This is a genomic window from Paraburkholderia sp. BR10923, from assembly GCF_040948765.1.
GTDB lineage: Bacteria > Pseudomonadota > Gammaproteobacteria > Burkholderiales > Burkholderiaceae > Paraburkholderia > Paraburkholderia youngii.
Map to the genome: position 1 here is coordinate 1 of NZ_JBFPKO010000102.1, position 2,567 is coordinate 2,567.

At 65.8% G+C, this 2,567-nt stretch carries 2 protein-coding genes; both read right to left on the reverse strand.

Annotated elements, in window-relative coordinates; genetic code table 11:
• Window positions 1-352 precede the first annotated feature (352 nt).
• Entirely contained in the window at window positions 353-1,546 is a 1,194-nt protein-coding gene (locus tag AB3X94_RS41480; RefSeq protein ID WP_368594374.1) for an IS91 family transposase, read from the reverse strand.
• A 6-nt stretch (window positions 1,547-1,552) separates the two neighbouring features.
• Complete coding sequence (locus tag AB3X94_RS41485) at window positions 1,553-2,431, reverse strand: tyrosine-type recombinase/integrase (protein ID WP_368594375.1); 879 nt, start codon at window positions 2,429-2,431, stop codon at window positions 1,553-1,555.
• Window positions 2,432-2,567 lie beyond the last annotated feature (136 nt).

A 2,567-nucleotide genomic window follows, 5' to 3' on the forward strand; every position in this document is an offset into this window, starting at 1 on the left:
GATAATCCAGAGGATTTTTAGCAGGGCGGAAACGGCGCAGTGAGCAGGATAAGGGCTCCGCAAACGAGCCGTTTCTGCCCTGCTAAAAATTCCTTGAGCTAAGCCGCTCCAGTGTCGGTGGCTATGGGAATTGAATCGGTGCCGTGGCGGCTGTGACCGCCGCTTGCGGGAAGCAAAGCGACGGCAGGAAAGGATCCGGATGCACGATCGGGCAGGCACGACCAGACTTGATCGTCCGCAAGCGGCCCGGGGTGCAGGAGAAAGGTGCGCTGCGGCCGCAATGGGCAAGCCTGCCGCGCGGATCCGCAGGATGTGCCGGGTCCGGCGCCCGGTAGGGGTGTACGTTCGTACCTCATTGCGGGTACGGCGGCGCCCGCGGCGGCGCGCCAGGCAGGAGGTATTCGACGCAGACCATATGACCGTGTCTGCAGACCGGACAGTCGCGCAGTGACCGGCCGGTCAGCTGCGCAAGGTAGTCGCGGTAGTCGGGTCCGGATGTCAGCCGGATATCGGGGGGCGGTGCGTCAAGCAGACGGCGACATGCGGCGAGGCTGGCCTCACGCAACCGGTTGCTGAGCAGTCCGTAGTGGCGGATCCGTTGCAGTCCGTGCGGCAACACGTGCAGCAGGAAGCGGCGCAGGAACTCGTGGGCGTCGAGTTGCATCACGCGTGGTCTGGCCGGATGGCGATAGTCCTTCCAGCGGAATGTGACGTGCCGTTCGCCCTGACTGATGAGCCGGCTGTTCGAGATCGCGACGCGGTGGGTGTAGCGCCCGAGATAGTCGAGGACCTGCTGCGGACCACCGAATGGCTCCTTGGCATAGATGACCCACTCGGTCTGGCGCGAGCCGCAAAGATAGCGGGCAAACTCGCCCGGCTCGGACAGGTGGGCCAGCGACGCGAAGAAGCGCAGTGCCCCGGTATCGAAGGCATGTTGCAAGCGCTCGAGGAACAGCCGGCGGAACAGGCGCGAGAGAACCCGCACCGGCAGGAAGAATCCGGGCCGGCAAGCCACCCAGCGCGTGCCGTCGGCAGTCAGGCCGCCGCCCGGGATGACGCAGTGCAGATGCGGATGGTGGACCAGATTCTGCCCCCAGGTGTGCAGCAGCGCGATGAAGCCGATCGTGGCGCCGAGATGCCGGGGGTCTGCCGCTATCGTCTGCAGCGTTTCGGCCGTTGCCTGGAACAGGATGTCGTAGACGACACGCTTGTTCTGGAATGCGATGGCGGCGATCTCCTGCGGAACGGTGAAGACGACGTGGAAGTACGGCACCGGCAGCAGGTCCGCCTGACGGTGGTCGAGCCAACGTGCCCGGGCAAGCGACTGGCACCTCGGGCAGTGCCGGTTGCCACACGAGTTATAGGCGATGCGCTGATGTCCGCAACTGTCGCACTGTTCGACGTGACCGCCCAGGGCCGCCGTCCGGCACTGCTCGATGGCACGCATGACGCGGCGCTGCTCGCGGTCGAGCGAGTCGGCATGCTGTTGCCGGTAGGCCGGGCCATGGCGGTGCAGGATGTCCGCCAGCTCCAGCGGGGCCTTCATCGCGGTTCAGGCCTGGTCAACAGGTGCTTCGCGTGAAGCCTGCGGGGACATCGACGGCAACCGCTCGAACGGGCTGGCCGTCGCACAGATCGTGCTCGTCGCGACCATCAGGTAGCGCGCCGTGGTGGCCAGGCTGCGATGGCCCATCAGCAGCTGGATCAGGCGCACGTCCGTGCCGGATTCGAGCAGGTGCGTCGCAAACGCATGACGCAGGGAGTGCGGCGTGACCGGCTTGGTGATCCCGGCACGGCGACGGGCGTCATGGCACGCCTCCCGCACCACGTCGGCCCCCACGGGTTGATCCGGGAAGCGGCCGGGAAACAGCCAGTACTGGGGCCGGCCGATACACCAGTAGCTGCGCAGGACCTCCAGTAGCCGTGGCGAGAGCATCACGTAGCGGTCGGCGCGACCTTTGCCCTGCTCGACACGCAGCATCATGCGCTGGCTATCGATATCGCCGACCTTCAGCCGGGTGGCTTCCGAGATGCGCAGGCCGGCCGCGTAGGCCGCGATCAGTACGGTTCGATGCTTGACGCTACGGATCGCTTCAAGGAACCGGGTGATCTCCTCCTGACTGAGGATCACCGGGAGTTTGCGCGGCGTCCGCGCGATCGGGAGTTCTTCGACCGCCCACTCGCGTTTGAGCGTGACGTGGTACAGGAAGCGCAGCGCCGCGGTGGCCACCACCAGCGTGCTGGATGAGCGCCGCTGGACTTCAGTCAGGTGCACCTGCCAGGCGCGCACCTCCTCGGGACCCAGCAGTTCGGGGGACCGCCCGAAGTGCCTGGCAAAGTTGTTCACCTGCTGGAGATACGCGCGTTGCGTATTGGGCGCGAGGTTGCGCACGCGCATATCCTCGATCATGCGTCGACGTAAAGGTGTCATGGTGGACTCCGCTCTGAATGGTCAGGACAGCAAACTGCACTGCCATCGTCCCACTCGAACGGATGTGCCCTGCGGATGATCCCGGAGTCGAAGTCGCCAGCCAACCGCCTCCTCCCGCGTCAGCGGGTTAGTTCAA

Excerpts from the sequence above, each read along its gene's own strand:
- AB3X94_RS41480 (WP_368594374.1), bottom strand. The coding sequence starts at position 1,546 with ATGAAGGCCCCGCTGGAGCTGGCGGACATCCTGCACCGCCATGGCCCG.
- AB3X94_RS41485 (WP_368594375.1), bottom strand. The coding sequence starts at position 2,431 with ATGACACCTTTACGTCGACGCATGATCGAGGATATGCGCGTGCGCAAC.